The 17,654-nt window shown below is 57.5% G+C and carries 18 protein-coding genes; 10 read left to right on the top strand and 8 right to left on the bottom strand.

The window, feature by feature from the left end:
• Positions 1-10: 10 nt before the first annotated feature.
• The 5 genes from FCL49_RS14705 to FCL49_RS14685 form a co-directional block, all read right to left on the bottom strand.
• Positions 11-1,405, bottom strand: a complete 1,395-nt coding sequence (locus tag FCL49_RS14705; protein ID WP_206194508.1) for a GntP family permease — start codon at positions 1,403-1,405, stop codon at positions 11-13.
• Between the two features lie 72 nt (positions 1,406-1,477).
• On the bottom strand, positions 1,478-2,401 hold the full coding sequence (locus FCL49_RS14700; RefSeq protein ID WP_174354144.1) for a 3-hydroxyacyl-CoA dehydrogenase family protein: 924 nt from the start codon (positions 2,399-2,401) through the stop codon (positions 1,478-1,480).
• Between the two features lie 17 nt (positions 2,402-2,418).
• The gene (locus FCL49_RS14695) at positions 2,419-3,600 is read right to left on the bottom strand and encodes an acetyl-CoA C-acetyltransferase (protein WP_174354351.1); all 1,182 of its coding nucleotides are present in this window, start codon (positions 3,598-3,600) and stop codon (positions 2,419-2,421) included.
• Positions 3,601-3,623: 23 nt separating this feature from the next.
• Positions 3,624-4,277 carry a CoA transferase subunit B gene (locus FCL49_RS14690; protein WP_174354143.1) on the bottom strand — a complete coding sequence of 218 codons (654 nt, stop codon included), beginning with the start codon at positions 4,275-4,277 and terminating at the stop codon, positions 3,624-3,626.
• A 10-nt stretch (positions 4,278-4,287) separates the two neighbouring features.
• On the bottom strand, positions 4,288-4,986 hold the full coding sequence (locus tag FCL49_RS14685; protein WP_174354142.1) for a CoA transferase subunit A: 699 nt from the start codon (positions 4,984-4,986) through the stop codon (positions 4,288-4,290).
• A gap of 169 nt (positions 4,987-5,155) precedes the next feature.
• Here FCL49_RS14685 and FCL49_RS14680 point away from each other — a divergent pair, with 169 nt between their 5' ends.
• From FCL49_RS14680 to FCL49_RS14660, 5 genes are all read left to right on the top strand, one after another.
• On the top strand, positions 5,156-6,058 hold the full coding sequence (locus FCL49_RS14680; RefSeq protein WP_167796600.1) for a LysR family transcriptional regulator: 903 nt from the start codon (positions 5,156-5,158) through the stop codon (positions 6,056-6,058).
• 120 nt (positions 6,059-6,178) lie between these two features.
• Positions 6,179-7,183, top strand: a complete 1,005-nt coding sequence (locus FCL49_RS14675) for a hypothetical protein (RefSeq protein WP_174354141.1) — start codon at positions 6,179-6,181, stop codon at positions 7,181-7,183.
• On the top strand, positions 7,183-7,572 hold the full coding sequence (locus FCL49_RS14670) for a hypothetical protein (protein ID WP_174354140.1): 390 nt from the start codon (positions 7,183-7,185) through the stop codon (positions 7,570-7,572). Before FCL49_RS14675 ends, FCL49_RS14670 begins: the two co-directional genes overlap by 1 nt.
• A gap of 180 nt (positions 7,573-7,752) precedes the next feature.
• Complete coding sequence (locus FCL49_RS14665; protein WP_368040115.1) at positions 7,753-8,151, top strand: hypothetical protein; 399 nt, start codon at positions 7,753-7,755, stop codon at positions 8,149-8,151.
• 337 nt (positions 8,152-8,488) lie between these two features.
• The gene (locus tag FCL49_RS14660) at positions 8,489-9,565 is read left to right on the top strand and encodes a YncE family protein (protein WP_174354139.1); all 1,077 of its coding nucleotides are present in this window, start codon (positions 8,489-8,491) and stop codon (positions 9,563-9,565) included.
• A gap of 37 nt (positions 9,566-9,602) precedes the next feature.
• On the opposite strand, the gene FCL49_RS14655 is transcribed toward FCL49_RS14660, so the two are convergent.
• Positions 9,603-9,902: a helix-turn-helix domain-containing protein gene (locus FCL49_RS14655; protein WP_085119571.1), complete on the bottom strand. Its 300-nt coding sequence runs from the start codon at positions 9,900-9,902 to the stop codon at positions 9,603-9,605.
• 105 nt (positions 9,903-10,007) lie between these two features.
• On the bottom strand, positions 10,008-10,322 hold the full coding sequence (locus tag FCL49_RS14650; protein ID WP_174354138.1) for a hypothetical protein: 315 nt from the start codon (positions 10,320-10,322) through the stop codon (positions 10,008-10,010).
• Positions 10,323-10,516: 194 nt separating this feature from the next.
• Here FCL49_RS14650 and FCL49_RS14645 point away from each other — a divergent pair, with 194 nt between their 5' ends.
• The 5 genes from FCL49_RS14645 (at position 10,517) to yjiA (ending at position 16,340) form a co-directional block, all read left to right on the top strand.
• On the top strand, positions 10,517-11,890 hold the full coding sequence (locus FCL49_RS14645) for a glutamine synthetase family protein (RefSeq protein ID WP_174354137.1): 1,374 nt from the start codon (positions 10,517-10,519) through the stop codon (positions 11,888-11,890).
• A gap of 63 nt (positions 11,891-11,953) precedes the next feature.
• On the top strand, positions 11,954-12,664 hold the full coding sequence (locus FCL49_RS14640; RefSeq protein WP_174354136.1) for a trehalose-6-phosphate synthase: 711 nt from the start codon (positions 11,954-11,956) through the stop codon (positions 12,662-12,664).
• Positions 12,665-12,908: 244 nt separating this feature from the next.
• The gene (locus tag FCL49_RS14635) at positions 12,909-15,089 is read left to right on the top strand and encodes a carbon starvation CstA family protein (protein WP_174354135.1); all 2,181 of its coding nucleotides are present in this window, start codon (positions 12,909-12,911) and stop codon (positions 15,087-15,089) included.
• Positions 15,090-15,155: 66 nt separating this feature from the next.
• Positions 15,156-15,359, top strand: a complete 204-nt coding sequence (locus tag FCL49_RS14630; protein WP_004953088.1) for a YbdD/YjiX family protein — start codon at positions 15,156-15,158, stop codon at positions 15,357-15,359.
• A 12-nt stretch (positions 15,360-15,371) separates the two neighbouring features.
• Positions 15,372-16,340, top strand: a complete 969-nt coding sequence (gene yjiA, locus FCL49_RS14625) for a GTPase (protein ID WP_174354134.1) — start codon at positions 15,372-15,374, stop codon at positions 16,338-16,340.
• Between the two features lie 33 nt (positions 16,341-16,373).
• On the opposite strand, the gene FCL49_RS14620 is transcribed toward yjiA, so the two are convergent.
• Positions 16,374-17,396 carry a LacI family DNA-binding transcriptional regulator gene (locus FCL49_RS14620; RefSeq protein WP_174354133.1) on the bottom strand — a complete coding sequence of 341 codons (1,023 nt, stop codon included), beginning with the start codon at positions 17,394-17,396 and terminating at the stop codon, positions 16,374-16,376.
• Positions 17,397-17,654 lie beyond the last annotated feature (258 nt).

Raw genomic sequence — 17,654 nt, 5'->3', positions numbered from 1 at the left:
CGTTGCTCCTTTAAACAATGCCGGTCAGGTAGAACACGCCAATCACAAACAGCACTGCGGCGCTCTTAATCAGGGTGATGGCGAAGATGCCGCCATAGGCCTGCCGATGGCTAAGGCCGGTGATCGCCAGCAGGGTGATCACCGCACCGTTATGCGGCAAGGTGTCCATGCCGCCGCTGGCCATCGAGGCCACCCGGTGCAGCACTTCCAGTGGGATATGCGCGGCGTGGGCAGCGGCGATAAAGGATTCGGACATGGCCGCCAGCGCGATGCTCATGCCGCCAGAGGCCGAACCGGTGATGCCCGCCAGCAGCGTGACGCTGACCGCCTCGTTCACCAGCGGGTTGGGAATGGTTGCCAGCGCCTTCGACAGCACCAAAAACCCCGGCAGTGCCGCGATCACGGCGCCAAAGCCGTATTCTGAAGCGGTGTTCATCGCCGCCAAAATCGCCCCGCCGACCGCCGTTTTACTGCCTTCCGCCAGCCTCCCGCGAACGTTGCGGAAACCAAAAATCAGCACCAGCAGAATACCCGACACCAGCGCCGCCTCCACCGCCCAGATGGCGGTGATCTTGCCGATCTCGGTGGTGATCGGCTTGGCCAACCCCGGCAGGGTCAACTCGTGGCTGACGCCATACCACTGCGGGATCCAGTGGGTGAAACCCAGGTTCAGCAAACCCACCAGGATCAACGGCATAATGGCGATCAACGGATTGGGTAAATTGATGTTGTCCGGGGTTTCAGGCTCATTGAGCAGTTCGGTGCCGTAGCCTTCGCCCCGTGCCTGTGCCTTGCGGCGCTGGCGTTCAAGATAAAACAGGCCGACCGCGATGATAAACAGCGAGCCAATCAATCCCAGCCAGGGGGCGGCCCAGGCATTGGTGCCGAAAAAGCTGGTCGGAATGATGTTCTGGATCTGTGGCGTGCCGGGCAGCGCATCCATGGTGAAGGAAAACGCGCCGAGCGCCACCGTCGCCGGGATCAGTCGTTTGGGGATACCGCTCTGGCGAAACAGCTCGGCGGCGAAAGGATAGACCGCGAACGCCACCACGAACAGCGAGACGCCGCCGTAGGTCAGCAGCGCACAGACCAGCACAATCACCGGGATAGCGTGGCGACGGCCGAGAATGTTAATCGCCGCAGCCACAATCGAACGGGAAAAACCGGACAGTTCGATCAGTTTGCCAAACACCGCCCCCAGCAAAAACACCGGGAAGTAGAGTTTGACGAAGCCGACCATCTTTTCCATAAACAGCCCGGTGAAGGTCGGGGCGACCGCGCCAGGATCGGTCAATAACACCGCGCCCAGCGCGGCAATCGGGGCAAACAAAATAACGCTGTAGCCGCGATAGGCGGCCAGCATCAGGACTCCCAGTGCTGCCAGGGCAATCAAAACGCTCATCATCACTCCCTATTGCTCTTGATGTCTGAACAGCGCCAGCCATGTTGAGCAACTCATTATTGTTGTTGGGTGCGGTTAAGGTTTCAGGGCAAAACGCAGCTGATGCGCCCGCCGCTGTTGAATGCGTTCCCTGCGTGCTTCATCCCAGTGATAAAACCCCTGGCCGCTGCGTTGGCCGGTGTTGCCCTGGCGGAGCTGACTTTCCACCAGCGCCATCATGCTTTCGTCGGTCGCCAGCTCCGGCAGCAAGTGACGGGCAATATCCGCCACCGTCTCAAGGCCGGTCATGTCGGCGGCCTCCAGCGGCCCGACCATCGCGTAACGCCGCCCCAGCGAGGCGCGCATTACCTGATCCACCACCTGCGGGCTGGCGATGCCGCTTTGCACGATGTGCAGAGCCTCGCGCAGCAGCGCAAACTGCAGCCGGTTGCCAACGAACCCCGGTGCGGCACGATCCAGCAGCACTGCCTCCAGCGCCATACCACTGAGTAATTCCTGTACCGCCGCCAGATAACGGGGCTCGGTGGCGCTGCCGGGTACGATCTCCACCAGCGGGATCAGGTGCGGCGGATTCCAAAAATGGGCGATCAACAGGCGCTGCGGATGGATCATTCTGACCGCCAGCTCATCCGGCGGCAGACCGCTGGTGTTGCTGGCGATCACCGCGTCGTCGGCAATCAGCCCTTCCAGCTGTTCGTACAAGGCGTGCTTGAGCGCGAGACGCTCGGGGATCGCCTCGATCAACAGCCGGGCGCGGGCCACATCGTTCAGATCGTCGGTCACGCTCAGGCGCGCCAGCACCGCCGCCTGCTCTGCTGCCGCAAACTGCCCAATCTCGATCAGCTCCGCCAGAATACTGCCCGCGACCACCGGAACTTCCGCCAACCGCTGTGAGTCCGGGTCATACAGCAGGACGTCGTGGCCGTGGCGGGCAAAGTGGGTGGCGATGCCAATCCCCATCAGCCCGGCGCCCAACACCACAGTCTCAGATGCACGCATAGTTTCCTCCTGGGTTATCAGCCGCGCTCAACCGCCAGCGCCACGCCCTGCCCACCGCCGATACACAGCATCGCCAGCCCCTTGTTGGCCTCACGGCGCTGCATCTCATGCAGCAGCGTGACCAAAATACGGCAACCGGAAGCGCCGATCGGATGCCCGAGCGCTATCGCCCCACCGTTAACATTGACCCTGGCACTGTCCCACTCCAGTTCGCGGCCGACGGCCAGCGCCTGTGCGGCAAAGGCTTCATTGGCCTCGATTAAATCGACTTCGCTCAGCGACCAACCGGCATTGGCCAGACAGCGACGCGCCGCCGGTACCGGGCCGATGCCCATGATCGCCGGATCAACACCCGATACCGCATAGCCGGCAATGCGCGCCAGCACCGGCAGCTTCAGCTCGGCAGCCTTCGCCGCGCTCATCAACAGCACCGCCGCCGCACCGTCGTTAATTGAGGAAGCGTTACCGGCGGTCACCGTGCCGTCTTTGCGGAACGCCGGGCGCAGTTTGGCCAGACTTTCCAGCGTGGCATCACTGCGCGGTTGCTCGTCACAGGCCACCCGCAGCACTTCCCCTTTGGGTTTGGCTACCTCGACCGGGGTGATTTCCGGTACAAAACGCCCGGCCTGTTGCGCAGCCTGGGTTTTCTGTTGCGAACGCAGCGCAAACTCATCCTGCTCGCTGCGACTGATGGCGTATTTCTCCGCCAGATTTTCGGCGGTGATACCCATGTGATAATCGTTGAAGGCATCCCACAGGCCGTCCTGGATCACGCTGTCAGTCAGCTGACCGTGGCCCAGCCGCAGCCCGGCACGCGCGCCGTTCATCAGATACGGCGACTGACTCATGCTTTCCTGCCCCCCGGCGATAATTACTTCGGCGTCCCCACAGCGGATCGCCTGCACCGCCAGATGAATCGCCTTCAGCCCGGAGCCACAGACTTTGTTGATGGTTAGCGCCGGCACGCTATGGGGCAGCCCGGCGTTCAATGCGGTCTGGCGTGCCGGGTTCTGCCCACAACCGGCCGTCAGCACCTGCCCGAGGATCACCTCATCCACCTGATCCGCTGCAATACCGCTGCGGGCCAGCAGGGCTTTCACCACCACCGTGCCCAGATCCACCGCCGACAATGAGGCCAGCGCGCCCTGAAAACTGCCAATCGGCGTGCGAGTCGCCGCTACAATCACTACCTGTTGCATGGTTTTCTCCGTGGATAACGTCATCAGAAGCGCATCTCCGGCACCTGAGCCGGCACTATCAGCCGACCGGCGGTTTTGGCGACAATCTCTTCCACGCTGATGCCAGGGGCGCGTTCGCGCAGCACAAAGGCACCGTTTTCAATTTCCAGATAGGCCAGGTCGGTCAGGACCTTGCGAATGCAACTGGCACCGGTCAGCGGCAACGTGCAGCGTGGTAACAGCTTGGACTCGCCACTCTTTGACGCGTGGGTCATCACCACAATGATGTTCTCCGCACCGGCCACCAGATCCATCGCGCCGCCCATGCCCTTCACCAGCTTGCCGGGGATCATCCACGAGGCGATGTTGCCCTCGACATCTACTTCAAAAGCGCCCAACACGGTGAGATCGACATGGCCGCCACGGATCATGGCGAACGACTGCGCCGAGTCGAAAATCGAGGCGCCGATCCGGGCGGTGACCGTCTGCTTACCGGCGTTGATCATGTCGGCATCCAGCTCAGCCTCGGTCGGGAAGCCGCCCATACCCAGCAGGCCGTTTTCGGATTGCAGCATCACGTCCATGCCCGGCGGCACATAGTTGGCCACCAGCGTCGGAATGCCGATCCCCAGATTGACGTAGTCGCCGTCACGCAGTTCTTGCGCCACGCGCTGCGCCATTTGTTCACGGGTAAGCATGGGGTTCTCCTCAGGTACGCAGGGTGCGCTGTTCAATGCGCTTTTCGAAACTGCCCTGGATCAGGCGGTCGACGTAGATGCCGGGGGTGTGGATCGCGGCCGGATCCAATTCGCCCGGTGCGACGATCTCTTCCACCTCCACCACGGTGACTCGCCCGGCGCTGGCCATCAGCGGGTTAAAGTTTTGTGCGGTGTGGCGATAGATGACATTGCCGAAGTGATCGGCTTTCCAACCCTTGATGATGGCGAAGTCGCCGGTGATCGCCTGCTCCATGATGTAGGGACGGCCGTTGAATTCACGCACTTCCTTGCCTTCGGCCACCGGGGTGCCGTAACCGGTGGCGGTGAAGAACGCCGGGATGCCGGCGCCCCCGGCACGGATTTTTTCTGCCAGCGAGCCCTGTGGCGTCAGCTCCACCTCCAGCTCACCGCTGATCGCCTGCTGCTCGAACAGCGCGTTCTCGCCAACGTAGGAAGCCACCACCTTGCGGATCTGCCGGTTTTCCAGCAACAGGCCGAGGCCAAAGCCGTCGATGCCGCAGTTGTTTGATACCACCGTCAGGCCGGTCACGCCCAGGCGACGGATCTCATTAATCAGGTTTTCCGGGATGCCGCACAGGCCGAAACCGCCCGCCAACACCGTCATATTGTCCGTCAGGCCTGCCAGCGCTTCCTGGTAGCTTGCGACGCGTTTATCGAGCCCTGCCATTGGCTGCCTCTGAGTGTTCTGTGGCCGTGGGCGGTATGCCCCTGCCTGTGCAAAGGCATCATCAGCTCACAAAAATGATTTGTTAATTTTGTTTTTGTGCCCCATTGATTTAAAATTTTTATTAATAAATTGTTAATTGCTGTTTTCAAAAGAGTTAAATAATTCAAAAATGAAAATGAGCATCAAACAGTTACGCGCGTTTTTAGCGGTAGCTCACACTCTTAACTTCGCCCAGGCGAGTGAACGGCTGAATATTTCACAGCCGGCGCTGAGTCTTGCCATTCGCGGGCTGGAAGAGGTGCTGGGCGGGCAATTGCTACTGCGTACCACCCGGCGTGTGGCGCTGACGCCGGAAGGGGAAAGCTTCTTCCCGATGGCGCGCCAACTGTTGGCGGACTGGGACAATGCGGAAGAGGCGATGCGTCAGCGCTTTACTCTGCAACTGGGCAAGGTGGCGATCGCTGCCATGCCTTCGTTCGCCGCCAACCCGCTGCCGCCGATCCTGAAAGTGTTTCGCGATCACTACGCCGGGATCAACGTAGCGGTGCACGACGTAATTAACGAGCAGGTGTTCGAGATGATCCGCGAAGGCCGAGTGGAAATGGGCATTGCCTTCGAGCCGGAACCCAGCGATACCCTGCACTTCACCCCGTTGTGCAACGATCGCTTTGTGGCGGTGGTACCGAAGCATTCACCGCTGGCGAGCAAGGCGCAGGTGAGCTGGAAAGAGTTGCTGACGCTGGACTTTATTACCCTGCAGCGCCCTTCTGCGGTGCGTCTGTTGCTGGAGCAAACGCTGGCCAAAAGCGGCAGAACGCTGGAGGTGGCATTTGAAAGTCACCAGTTGGTGACGGTCGGCCGTATGGTGGCTAACGGACTGGGCGCCAGCGCGGTACCGGCGCTGTGTGAACAACAGATGGGCGAGTTGGGTGCAACCTGCGTGCCGTTGTTCGGCCCGGTGATTGAACGACGGGTCGGGCTGATCCGCCTCGCCCAGCACCGCCTGTCTTCGGCAGCCCAGGCGCTGGCCGGAGTGATTGAACGGGAAATGGCGATGAATGGGATTGAATGAAGAGTTTGATGGGATCATTCAGGCTTTTCGGAGAGTTCTGCCCCTCGTAGCGTGAACCCGAACCTGTTCTCATTCTACAGAAAATGTTAAGTTTCCGTAAAAACAGGGAGCTTACTCAACATGGAACACAAGCCCAGCAGTATTGCGCCAGGCTATTGCATCGCTCAGCAGGCTGGCCCTTTGGCCTACCAAGCCCACTATCTGTTTGGCGGCAAGCCATCGAAAGCAGCCGACTATTTTCTGCAACTCAATGCTGACACGCCCATAGTGCAGCCGGGGCAAATGCTGATCGTTGCCGATCCGCGCAACCCTAATCAGGCGGTGCAACTCGCCATGTTGATGCAGGCCAAGACTCGCACCAGCAAGGCGGTGCAAGCCGGTGGCGGCGATTTTTCCGCTTTTTTACACCGTAACTATGCCGCCATCGCCGCTTTCACCAACTACGGTGATACCGTCATCGGGCTGGCTTCTGATGCCGGTGAACGTTACTTTGGCCAGATCAAAAACATCCTGGTCGACATTGAAAAAACCTACCAGAATCAATTCCGCATGAGCGGTGCGCTAATCGGCACCCAGTTTCAGGTGGAACGAGCACGACTGTTTGGTACATTAAAACCATTACTCAATCGCCTTACCCGCGCCCAGCTCAATATGAAAGAATATAGCCAGATTAAGCATGCTCTGGGGCTTTCCAGCAAATCACTGGTACATGAATGGAGTACCGCCGGAGTCGGCGCGATTAAGGGTTATTCGAACTATATCGACAGCGCCAGCCGCGCCGCGAAATTTATGAAAGCCGGCGGCTGGGTTGGCATCGGCCTCAGTGGGCTGAATACCACCAATGACGTTTATAATGCCTGCACCAGCGGCCGGGAGCAGGAATGCACCAAGATTGCGGTTAAGGGGTACAGCAATTTTGCTGCGAGTACCGCGGCGGGAATTTGGGGTGGTGAAGGTGGGGCACTATTAGCTACTGGGGCTTGTAGTATCGTATTGGGAGCTTCTACTTTTGGCGCAGGTATTTTAGCCTGCGGTATCGTGGGTGCTGCTCTTGGAGGAGCAGCTGGCAGCTGGGGTGGCGGCGTAGCAGCCGATGCCATGACCGGCTTGATTTTTGGTGAGTGATGAAAATAGCCATTATCACATTTTTCGTTCTGACACTGATTAGCGCTTTAATTCAGTTTTTTTTCTATCGACGCCATAAGGACGAATTTACTTCTTTTTATCAGATATATACACAAAACGGCCATCCACTTCCCCCTTTTGTAGTCATAGCTGACAACTTAGGCCTGATTGGGGTCTCTTTAAAAGCGCAATGGTTTCGTTGGATATTGAATGGCAGAAAACTAAAGATCGGTAAGGACACCTGGCTGGATAAAAAAACCTATGATTTCGTGCAGAGCAATACCTCTCAACGGCTGAAAAATTGGATCCGCAAAGACTTCAGTCTGAGCCTGTTAAAAATAGGTAGTTTAGTTCTGATGTGCGTCTGTGCATTTTTGAGCAAAGTCTAAACGTTTATCTCTGGCCACACCCGAATGAAAACTGCATCACTTATCGCAGCCACCCGACTCCATAACAGCGGGTGTCGGTGCACTGGCATCTGGAGTCGTGGGAGCAGCTATCGGAGATGCAGTAGGATCCACTCTAGGCAGCATGGGTTCCGATTATTTGACAACCCTGGTGGTAGGTGAATGATGAAAATTATCGTCATACTGTGTTTGTTGCTGCTGGCTTTGGGAGCCTTCATTCAGTATCTCTGCTATCGCCGTCATAAAAAAGAATTTGACGTTTTTTATCAAGACTATGTCACCAAGGGTCACTTTATCCCTCCCTACGTGGCCTTCGCAGATAGCCTTGGCATGCTCGGTACCTCACTGAAAGCTCAGTGGTTTCTCTGGATCCTGAAGAATAAAAAAATAAAGATAAGAGACCAGGTTTGGCTTGATGCAAAAACTTACGATTTCGTGCAAAAGATGGCGTCCCCGGCGTTACAAAAATGGTTGGCGTTGGATTTTATACTTTTACTTATCGAAGCTTTTATTATCGTCGTTGGTTGTATTTTTATTTATCTCCTTAAGAACAGTATTTAACAATGATGTCTGATTAGGTCATAGCCACCTTCCCGTTCTGACACTTTTTATCACAGTGATATTCAACAACCCTCGCCCAGTCGGCGCCTGCGAACTGGGCTGGCCTCCTCTATCGAACGGGAAATGGCCGCCTGCCAATCCTCCACACTGTGATTTTCACCCCAGCCTGCATTGAAATAACTCCCATTCTCAATAAATAATGATTACTATTCTCAAACAAGGATCCGGTGCGCCACGACGTGACCGGCAGGACTTTACCTTCAATTCAATGTTGAGCTTTCTTGACCTCAGGGCAACGGCTCTGCGGCAACAGGCTTTTTAACTCCATGGAGAGGTTATGAACTCTGCAACAACTCGCAACCGCCGTTTCGGCACACGCACCGCTTTCCCACTGCTGCTGCTCACTTCAATGCTGTTTTCTGCCCCGCTGCTGGCCCAGGGCGAGCCAGAACTGCTGCGTAAACCAGTCGCGAAAGGCGCTTATGAGATGGTCTACAGCCAGGGCGAGAACGCGCTGTATCTGGCCACTTCGCAAAGCCGCAAGCTGGATAAAGGTGGCGTAGTCTATCGTTTGGATCCACAGACGCTGGATATCACCCAGATCATTCACAACGACATCAAACCCTTCGGCGCAGCCATTAACAACAAAACCGGCACGCTGTTCTTTGGCAATACCACCAGCAACTCGGTGACCGCCATCGACGGCAAAACAGGCGAGGTTAAAGGCCGCCTGGTGCTGGATGCGCGCAAGCGCTCCGAAACGGTAAAACCCCTGGCACCTCGTGAACTGGTCGCCGATGCCACCACCGATACCCTGTATATCACCGGGCTGGGTGAATCCAGCGTGGTTTGGGTGGTCGACGGCAAGGATCTGACCCTGCGCACCACCATCACCGAGACCGGTAAATATGGCACCGGCCTGGCGCTGGACGCCGCTGCCGGCCGTCTGTATGTGACCAACGCCGACGGCGAACTGGTGACTATCGACACCAAAGCCAACAAGGTGGTCAGCCGCAAGAAGCTCGATGAGTCCAAAGAACACTTCTTCCTGAACATCAGCCTGGATCCGGCCACTCACCGCGCCTTTATCACCGACTCCAAGCAGGCGCAGGTGTTGGTTGTCGATACCCGCGATGGCAAAATTCTGAGCAAAATTGACGTGCCGGAATCGCTGGCGGTGCTGTTCAACCCGGCGCGCAATGAGGTTTACGTAACCCATCGCCAGGCGGGTGAAGTGAGCGTGATTGACGCCAAGAGCTACAAGCTGCTGCAAACCATCAAGACGCCGACCCACCCGAACAGCCTGGCGCTGTCACCGGATGGTCAGACGCTGTACGTCAGCGTCAAGCAGGCTTCCAGCCGTGAAAAAGAAGCCACGGCGCCGGATGACGTGATCCGCATCGCTTTGAAATAACACCGACAGGGGGCGCTATAGCGCCCCTTTTATCGGTTTAAACCTTAAACCCGACGTGCTTGCCGTCCGGCAATTCGATATCCAACCGCAGTGTCCCCCCCATGGCTTCGACATAACGCTTTAATGTCGAAATTTTTAGCTCATTACCCCGCTGCTCGATCGCCGCAACGGAGGGCTGGGAAATACCAAGACTATTCGCCAGTGCCTGCTGCGAGATATTTAGGGCTTCGCGTAGCTCGTACAAACGTGTTTCCAGCAGCATCTCCTCCGCCATTTCCTCGATCCGCTGCCTGCTCTCAGGGGTACGTGAAGCCAACATTTCTTTTAAAGTACCCATTTTGATATCCCTTCAACACGGACTTATCCCGCACGTTTAAATTATAGACTGCAGTCTATAAACACAACGCCATTGCAGAAAATTTAGCCATTGATAGTCCGTTGGCTACAGCTTACCCACCAGCCCGTCGGCGTCCTGGATCACCGCTTTTTTAGTCGCTCGCTGGTAAAGGCACAGCTCTTTGCCCGGTTTGTTGTGCATAAACGCCTGCGGGTAACGGCCGCTAATCAGCAGTGCCGAATAACCGACGTCGTCGCCATAATGAATAATGCTGCCAACAGCTTTGGCGCCTTTCAGTCCGCTGACCTTCAGACAGGCCGCTTGCAGCGCTTTATCGCCACTGGCCCAGGCAGCTTCCGACGATGCCGCGACGTTGAACGCCGTGATGGCGGCGATAAATACGATTAAGGTTCTGATCATCTACTTCTCTCCTGAATAACCCAATGATTCGCAGTATATGCGGCGGTTTATTATTCAGCCATCAGAGGGTGACGTATTATTTACAGTTTTTTTATTCCGGGCGGAAATAAAGTTACGGCGTTTTTACAGACAGTTTTTAGGACCACGGATAACATCATTACATCGCCAATATGGCCTCACGAGACGGATGTTTCATGCATTCTAATATTATTGGTTTCAACCCGATGCTGGCGGATATTACCGCCACGCAGCCACGCCCATTTGGCAAGGAAGTTGAACAGTATTTACAGCGTTATCCGGATACTGAACACGTCGATATTTATCTCAACGATTTAAACGGTCAATTCCGTGGCAAACGGCTGCCGGTCGCCGAGTTATTCACGCTGGAAAAGGGCTGTTATTTCCCGCTGTCGATTTACGCCATGGATCTTGCAGGCCAGGTAATTGAAGAAAGCGGGCTGGGCCAGCAGGCCGGGGAACCGGACCGGTTGTGCCTGCCGGTAGCGGGCACATTGCGCCCCTGCGCCCGTGATCCACAGCACCATGCCCAGTTGCTGCTGACGATGAAAAATGCCGAGGGTGAGGTGTGCGAACTGGAACCGCGCGTGGTGCTGCAACAGGTTCTCAAACGCCTGCAGGCCAAGGGTTACTACCCGGTGATCGCGGCAGAGCTGGAGTTTTATCTGCATGACCCGCAGCAACAGCCCGCCGATGCCGTGCAATGCCCGACGCAAAGTTTTTCTGTCGATGCCCCGGAGCGCCACCACGCCCTGCTCAATGACATCGAACATCAGGCCAGGCTGCAGGCTCTGCCGCTAACCGGCGTGGTGGCCGAGGCGGCTTGCGGTCAGTACGAACTGAACCTGCACCACAGTGCCCGGGTGCTGGAAGCCTGCGACCAGGTGCTGGCCCTGAAACGGCTAACGCGCCAGATAGCGGAGAAACATCACCAGCACGCCTGCTTTATGGCCAAACCCTGCGCGCAATCCGCCGGCAGCGGTTTGCACTTTCATATCAGCCTGCAGGATGAACAGGGCAACAACCTGCTGACCGGCGCTCCGGGCGAAATGAGCGACAACATGCAACAGGCGATGGCCGGAATGCTGACATTGATGCCGGCCTCGATGGCCATCCTGGCACCAAATGTCAACGCCTTCCGCCGTTTTCGTCCGGGTATGCATGTGCCGCTGCGTGCCTCCTGGGGGCACAACAACCGCACCGTCGCGCTACGCCTGCCCTGTGCCGACAGCGCCAACCAACGTATCGAATACCGGCTGGCCGGTGCCGACGCCAATCCTTATCTGGCGGTGGCCGTCATACTCGGCGGCCTGTTGCACGGGCTGGAACAGCCCCTGCCGTTGCCCCCGAGCACCAACGGCTACGAAAACGACAGCGCCGCACCACTGCCACTCAACCAGCGGGAGGCACTTACGCTGTTTCGTCGCTGTCAGCCGCTGCGCGAGCTGCTTGGCCCGGCATTTTGCACCCTGTGGTACACCTGCAAAACCGCCGAACTGCGCCGCTTTGAAGGGCAGGTCACCGCTACGGAAGTCAGCTGGATGCTTTAACCCGTCGGGTTCTGCATTCATCGGGCGAATATTTTCGCCCCATCATTGAACAAGGAACAAAACATGTCTCGTTTGGTTTTGATCTCGAATAAGCAGTGTGACAGCAAAGATTTGGCCTGCGCTACGCAGGCGCTATCCTCCGTTGACGCCAGCGATGATGAGCAAGGCCTGTGGCTGGGCTGGAACGGCGACGTGCAGAACTTCGGTGCCGCCCCGCTGCGTCCGGTCAACCTTCAGCAGCGCAGCGGCTATCAGCAGGTGACCTTCCCGCTGTCCACCGAAGAATTTAAATTCCACTATCAGGGCTACTATCACGATGGCCTGTGGCCGGTGTTCCATAATCACCCGGAGAAGGCGCACTTCACCCCGGAGAACTATCGGGCTTACCGGCAGCTCAACCAACAGTTCGCCGATATCGCCTGTGAGTATGTGTGCCCGAACGACATCATCTGCATTGATGATTATCAGTTGCTGCCCTGCGGCCAGGCGTTGAAAGAACAGGGGCTATTGAACCCCTGCGCGTTCTTCTTCCACTTACCCTTCCCGTCGGCGGCGCTGCTCAGGCAGATCCCCGAGCACCAGGGGTTAATCGAGTCGCTATTTTTCTACGACCTGATCGGCTTTCAGTCGCTCGATGACCGCAATAACTTCCTCAATTATCTGGCCAATGAATATCCGGTCGAGATGCTACCTGACGACCAGCTACAGGTTAACGGCCATATCTTTGCCACCGGCATCTTCCCGGCCGGGATCAACGCCCGCAACATCTACTGAACATCGCTGCCTGGTTGGCGTTGCCGTACAACGCCCAACCGTTCACCCCGGGATTTTGACCGCTTAGCGCCCCTATAGCACCGCTGACTGAAATTCAGATGTCTTCCCCTGCCCCGACCCGCAATGATGAGCTGTTCCTATACCTATACCCGAACGTTATCCGCACCCGGGCCACGCGCCTAAACATCTTATAAGCGGATTAACTTACTCATTTTTTTTGCAGATTTGAACTAAGGACATCTCAATGAACCGAGAGGGGATTTTAAAACACATACCCTGGATGCTGCTGGGGATACTCGGCGCTTCCTGCCTGGGTGTGGTGGCGCTGCGTCGCGGCGAACACATCAGCGCACTGTGGATCATCGTCGCTTCGGTGGCGGTGTATCTGGTGGCTTACCGTTATTACAGCCTGTATATCGCCACCAAGGTGATGAAGCTGGACGCCTTCCGCGCCACCCCGGCGGTGGTCAACAACGACGGCCTGAACTATGTGCCGACCAACAAGTACGTGCTGTTCGGTCACCACTTCGCCGCCATTGCCGGCGCAGGCCCACTGGTCGGCCCGGTGCTGGCAGCGCAGGTCGGCTATTTGCCCGGCACGCTGTGGCTGTTGGGCGGCGTGGTGCTGGCGGGGGCGGTACAGGACTTTTTAGTGCTGTTCATCTCCTCACGCCGCAACGGCGCTTCGCTCGGTGAGATCATCAAAAAGGAAATGGGGCCGATACCGGGCACCATCGCGCTGTTTGGCTGCTTCCTGATTATGATCATTATTCTGGCGGTGCTGGCCCTGATCGTGGTGAAAGCGCTGGCCGAAAGCCCATGGGGCGTGTTCACCGTGTGCTCCACCGTGCCGATTGCCCTGTTTATGGGCATCTACATGCGCTTCCTGCGCCCCGGCCGGGTCGGTGAGATCTCGGTGATTGGCATCGTGCTGCTGGTGCTCTCGATCTGGTTCGGCGGCGTGATTGCCCACGACCCGTTCTGGGGCCCGGCGCTGACCTTTAAAGACACCACCATCACCTATACGCTGATTGGCTATGCGTTTATCTCCGCGCTGCTGCCGGTGTGGTTGATCCTGGCGCCGCGCGACTATCTGGCGACCTTCCTGAAAATCGGCGTGATCGTCGGGCTGGCGATTGGCATCGTGATCCTCAACCCTGAGCTGAAAATGCCGGCGATGACCCAGTTTATCGACGGCACTGGCCCGGTGTGGAAAGGCTCGGTGTTCCCGTTCCTGTTCATTACCATCGCCTGCGGTGCGGTCTCCGGCTTCCATGCGCTGATCGCCTCCGGCACCACGCCGAAGCTGTTGGCCAATGAAAAAGACGCGCGCTTTATCGGTTATGGCGCGATGCTGATGGAGTCCTTCGTCGCCATCATGGCGCTGGTTGCGGCTTCCATCATCGAACCTGGCCTGTACTTCGCCATGAACACCCCACCGGCCGCACTGGGCATCACCATGCCGGACCTGCACCGCTTGGGCACCGAAGATGCCCCGATGATCATGGCCTCTCTGCGTGATGTGACCGCGCATGCCGCGGCGACCGTCAGCTCCTGGGGCTTTGTCATCAGTCCGGAACAGATCCTGCAGACCGCCAAAGACATCGGTGAACCTTCAGTGCTGAACCGCGCCGGTGGCGCACCAACCCTGGCGGTGGGTATCGCCCACGTGTTCCACCAGATCATTCCTGGCGCCAATATGGGCTTCTGGTACCACTTCGGCATTCTGTTTGAAGCGATGTTCATCCTGACCGCGCTGGACGCCGGTACCCGTTCCGGCCGCTTTATGCTGCAGGACCTGTTGGGCAACTTCGTCCCGTTCCTGAAAAAAACCGACTCGCTGGTGGCCGGTATTGTCGGCACCGCCGGTTGTGTGGGGCTGTGGGGCTACCTGCTGTATCAGGGGGTGGTCGATCCGCTTGGCGGCGTGAAGAGCCTGTGGCCGCTGTTCGGCATCTCCAACCAGATGCTGGCCGCCGTGGCGCTGATACTGGGTACCGTGGTGCTGATCAAGATGAAGCGCACCAAATACATATGGGTCACCGTGGTACCGGCCGTCTGGCTGCTGATTTGTACCACCTACGCCCTGGGCCTGAAGCTGTTCAGCAACAACCCGCAGCTGGAAGGCTTCTTCTTCCAGGCCGGTGAGTACAAACGCAAAATCGCCGAAGGCGGCGCCGAGCTGACCGCCCAGCAGGTGGCCAACATGAACCATATCGTGGTGAACAACTACACCAACGCCGGGCTGAGTGTTCTGTTCCTGCTGGTGGTGTACAGCATCATCTTCTACGGGGTGAAAACCGCCATGGCGGCGCGCAAAAACCCGAACCGCAGCGACCAGGAAACTCCTTACGTGCCGGTGCCTGAAGAAGCGCCTGCCAGCGGCGTAACTGAGGGGGACGTCAAAGTTTCACCGCAGCACTGATGGTGATTTAACGGATACCCTGCATAATGAAACCTATTATGCAGGGTCATTTTTTGGGAGAAGGCTATGTTCGGTAATCTCGGCCAGGCGGGTAAATACCTCGGGCAGGCGGCGCGCATGTTGGTCGGCGTGCCTGACTACGATACCTACGTCCAGCATATGAAAGACAACCACCCGGACAAGCCGGTGATGACCTATAAAGAGTTTTTCCGCGAACGCCAGCAGGCCCGCTACGGTGGGGACGGCAAAGGCGGCATGCGCTGTTGTTAACAAGGATCCGTAATGAAACCCATCGCAGTCACCATTCTGACCGGCTTTTTGGGTGCCGGTAAAACCACCCTGCTCCGCCATATTCTCAACGCCGAACACGGCTACAAGATTGCCGTGATTGAAAACGAGTTCGGCGAAGTGCCGATCGACAACGCATTGATTGGCGATCGCGCCAGCCGCATCACCACCCTGAGCAACGGCTGCATCTGCTGCAGCAAATCCAACGAGCTGGCAGACGCGCTGCTGGACTTGCTGGACGGCGTTGACCAGGGCCAACTGGAGTTCGACCGGCTGATCATTGAATGCACCGGCATGGCCGACCCCGGCCCGATCACCCAGACCTTTTTCTCACATGAGATCCTCTGCGAACGCTTCCTGCTGGACGGCATCATCACGCTGGTGGACGCCGTACACGCCGATCAACAACTCAACCAGTTCAGCATCGCGCAGGCGCAGGTGGGCTACGCCGACCGTATTCTGCTGACCAAAACCGACGTGGCGCCGGACTGTGAAGCGCTGACCCAGCGGCTGCAACAGATGAACGCCCGCGCCCCGGTTTATACAGTGACGCACGGCGATATCGATCTAAGCGTGCTGTTCGACATCGAAGGCTTTGTGCTGAACGACAAGCTGAACCTGACGCCGCCAACTCCCCTGTTTCGCCGCATTCCGCAGGCGCAAAACAACATTCAGTCGATTGTGGTGTACCACGACCAACCGCTGGAGCTGATGCAGGTTTCAGAAGTGATGGAAGGCCTGCTGCTGGAATACGCCGACAGCCTGCTGCGTTATAAAGGGATTTTGTCGATCCAGGACGAGCCGCGTCGCCTGCTGTTCCAGGGCGTGCAACGGCTGTATAACGCTGACTGGGACCGCGAGTGGTTACCCGACGAGGAACGCCGCAGTACGCTGGTGTTTATTGGGGTAGATTTGCCGGAAGACACCATTCGCCAGCGGTTTGCCGAGTTGGCGCAAGCCTGAACCTATAGGGCTGCACATTCAATTGCAGCCCACTCATTTAACCTGCCGATGCGGCCCCGCCGCGACTGAATCCCGCAGCATCAGGCTGGCCGGGAAGCTTGGGCGCTTGCTCAGTTCGCCACCGTCCAGCATCGAGACCAGCCGATGGATGGTTTCCTTAATCATTTCGGTCACCGGCATTTTCATGCTGGACAGCGAGGGAATGGTATAAGGCGCCAAGGGAATATCATCGAACCCGATCACCGACACGGCGGACGGTACCGGGATTTGGCATTCCGTTAGCCGCTTGATGGCGCCGATGGCCATTTCGTCGTTACTGGCAACAATCGCGCTAAAGGCATGGCCGCCGGTCAGCAACTTATCGACCGCCGCCATGCCGCTTTGCGCGTTCCACTTCCCTTCGACAATCAGCGCATCATTAACACCAATATCATGTTCCGCCAGCGCAGATTTGTAGCCCGACAGCCGCTCCAGCCCGGTAGGGGAATCCAGCGAGCCGGTGATAAATGCGATATCGCGATGCCCGCGTTCGATCAACTGCTGCACCGCCGTCGCGCTGGCGGCGTGCTGATCGCTGAAGATGCAGTAGCTGTCGTTAAGCCTGAGCCGACGGTTGATGACCAGGATCGGCTGCTGGTGCCGGGAGATGATCTCGTCCATTTCGCTAATCGACAGAAAACGCGGGTAGATGATTACGCCGTCGCAGCGCATATCCAGCAGGTATTCAATGGCGGCCTTTTCTTCTGCGGCGGTGTGCTTGCCGTCCGCCAAAATCAGCTGGCGGCCGTGCTCTTCCATAATGCGGGCCGACTGAAACATCAGCTCGCTGAAGTAGTTACCGCTGTACAGCGTATTGGTCACCACCAGCCCGATGGTCTGGGTGGTTTTGGTCGCCAGATTGCGCGCCAGCAGATTGGGCCGGTAACCCGTCTCTGCGATGGCTTTGTCCACCAGTTCACGCTTTTCCGGGCTGACATAGCCGCTGCCGGACAACACGCGGGACACCGTCGCTTTCGACACGCCCGCCCTGTTAGCTACCTCAAGTATTGTTGCCATCTCTGCGCCGTCAAAGTCGATTGAGTCTGCGCAGTCTACCCAAGACGCCCCCGGTTTGAAATGTTTTCACGCCCGCCCCTGCCGTAGCTGCTGGTTTAAAAGCGATCAGCATCACGAAACGAAAAACCCAAAAATCATAATTCTTGCCACCAAACAAATACCAAATCATTATTTCGTGAAACCGGTTTCTTGTGGGCGTTTCATTCAGATGGAACGGCGGATCGCCCAGGCAGTAAAAGTTCGCCTTTGGGCAATCCG

It is taken from the genome of Serratia proteamaculans (assembly GCF_013337185.1).
Taxonomy (GTDB): Bacteria; Pseudomonadota; Gammaproteobacteria; order Enterobacterales; family Enterobacteriaceae; genus Serratia; species Serratia proteamaculans_D.
Note: the sequence above shows the minus strand (reverse complement) of the source record. Positions and strands in the feature narration are given on the sequence as shown.

What these genes read in the sequence shown, in the direction of transcription:
- FCL49_RS14705 (WP_206194508.1), bottom strand. Translation starts at nt 1,405, where the DNA reads ATGATGAGCGTTTTGATTGCCCTGGCAGCACTGGGAGTCCTGATGCTG.
- FCL49_RS14700 (WP_174354144.1), bottom strand. Translation starts at nt 2,401, where the DNA reads ATGCGTGCATCTGAGACTGTGGTGTTGGGCGCCGGGCTGATGGGGATT.
- FCL49_RS14695 (WP_174354351.1), bottom strand. Translation starts at nt 3,600, where the DNA reads ATGCAACAGGTAGTGATTGTAGCGGCGACTCGCACGCCGATTGGCAGT.
- FCL49_RS14690 (WP_174354143.1), bottom strand. Translation starts at nt 4,277, where the DNA reads ATGCTTACCCGTGAACAAATGGCGCAGCGCGTGGCGCAAGAACTGCGT.
- FCL49_RS14685 (WP_174354142.1), bottom strand. Translation starts at nt 4,986, where the DNA reads ATGGCAGGGCTCGATAAACGCGTCGCAAGCTACCAGGAAGCGCTGGCA.
- FCL49_RS14680 (WP_167796600.1), top strand. Translation starts at nt 5,156, where the DNA reads ATGAAAATGAGCATCAAACAGTTACGCGCGTTTTTAGCGGTAGCTCAC.
- FCL49_RS14675 (WP_174354141.1), top strand. Translation starts at nt 6,179, where the DNA reads ATGGAACACAAGCCCAGCAGTATTGCGCCAGGCTATTGCATCGCTCAG.
- FCL49_RS14670 (WP_174354140.1), top strand. Translation starts at nt 7,183, where the DNA reads ATGAAAATAGCCATTATCACATTTTTCGTTCTGACACTGATTAGCGCT.
- FCL49_RS14665 (WP_368040115.1), top strand. Translation starts at nt 7,753, where the DNA reads ATGATGAAAATTATCGTCATACTGTGTTTGTTGCTGCTGGCTTTGGGA.
- FCL49_RS14660 (WP_174354139.1), top strand. Translation starts at nt 8,489, where the DNA reads ATGAACTCTGCAACAACTCGCAACCGCCGTTTCGGCACACGCACCGCT.
- FCL49_RS14655 (WP_085119571.1), bottom strand. Translation starts at nt 9,902, where the DNA reads ATGGGTACTTTAAAAGAAATGTTGGCTTCACGTACCCCTGAGAGCAGG.
- FCL49_RS14650 (WP_174354138.1), bottom strand. Translation starts at nt 10,322, where the DNA reads ATGATCAGAACCTTAATCGTATTTATCGCCGCCATCACGGCGTTCAAC.
- FCL49_RS14645 (WP_174354137.1), top strand. Translation starts at nt 10,517, where the DNA reads ATGCATTCTAATATTATTGGTTTCAACCCGATGCTGGCGGATATTACC.
- FCL49_RS14640 (WP_174354136.1), top strand. Translation starts at nt 11,954, where the DNA reads ATGTCTCGTTTGGTTTTGATCTCGAATAAGCAGTGTGACAGCAAAGAT.
- FCL49_RS14635 (WP_174354135.1), top strand. Translation starts at nt 12,909, where the DNA reads ATGAACCGAGAGGGGATTTTAAAACACATACCCTGGATGCTGCTGGGG.
- FCL49_RS14630 (WP_004953088.1), top strand. Translation starts at nt 15,156, where the DNA reads ATGTTCGGTAATCTCGGCCAGGCGGGTAAATACCTCGGGCAGGCGGCG.
- yjiA (WP_174354134.1), top strand. Translation starts at nt 15,372, where the DNA reads ATGAAACCCATCGCAGTCACCATTCTGACCGGCTTTTTGGGTGCCGGT.
- FCL49_RS14620 (WP_174354133.1), bottom strand. Translation starts at nt 17,396, where the DNA reads ATGGCAACAATACTTGAGGTAGCTAACAGGGCGGGCGTGTCGAAAGCG.